This window comes from Vibrio sp. 704 (assembly GCF_033339295.1).
In genome coordinates this window covers 1-761 of sequence record NZ_JAWOUH010000357.1, presented here as the reverse complement: position 1 = coordinate 761, position 761 = coordinate 1, and the positions used below count along the sequence as shown (strand labels likewise).

The 761-nt window shown below is 40.5% G+C and carries 1 pseudogene; it reads left to right on the top strand.

Features of this window, described 5'->3' with window-relative positions:
- Window positions 1-222 precede the first annotated feature (222 nt).
- Window positions 223-761, top strand: a pseudogene (locus R7R24_RS26445) (GGDEF domain-containing protein); the annotation flags it as partial.

The window sequence follows — 761 nt, the reverse complement described above, 5'->3', positions numbered from 1 at the left end:
TGGTACCTCTCTTGAGTGGTTGTGAATTGCTTCGCAAATAACAAGTAAGTCATCAAATTGGACAATTTTAAACCGTGATAACGGTTCAAAACGCGTTACCATGTATCGGAAATAAGAACTCAAGCCAAAAGTAATTTTGTTTCTTGATAAATGACTTTATTTGAAGTTCGAAATATCATTGAGTACACTGTGTTGTATATAAGTTAAGCAGGTCACTTGCCTATGAAGTGGATACACAAATTAATCTTCGCTCTTTCGATTTGTACGATCAGTTTAGTTGCTCTGTACAGTGTGTTAGGTGACACGCGTAAGCTCGTCATCACACCTGAACAATTCAATATTTATGCGACAAAAGATGCGAGCGAAGGTGGGCTAAGTACGGCCGATATCACCTATGATGCGCAAAGCTTGGTACTCAATTGTGAGCTGAAAAAAAGCAGTTATGCTTGGCCGTATTGCGGTATCTCGGTTTATACCGATGTAGCGAAGCCAACGCATGGCATCGATCTTTCTAATTACCATACCATCCGATTAAAGCTTCATTATGAAGAGGCGGGCAATGGGCAAAACCCAAGCCATGACTTGCGTCTTTATCTGAGAAACTACAATCCGGAATACTCGAAACCGGATGATGAATACACCATCAAATACAATGGCATGCAGTTTTCTCCATCGAATTTTAGTGAAACCATCGAGATTCCGATTAAGAACTTACAGGTAATGACCTGGTGGCTTGCGGATAACAAGGTCGATATTGAACA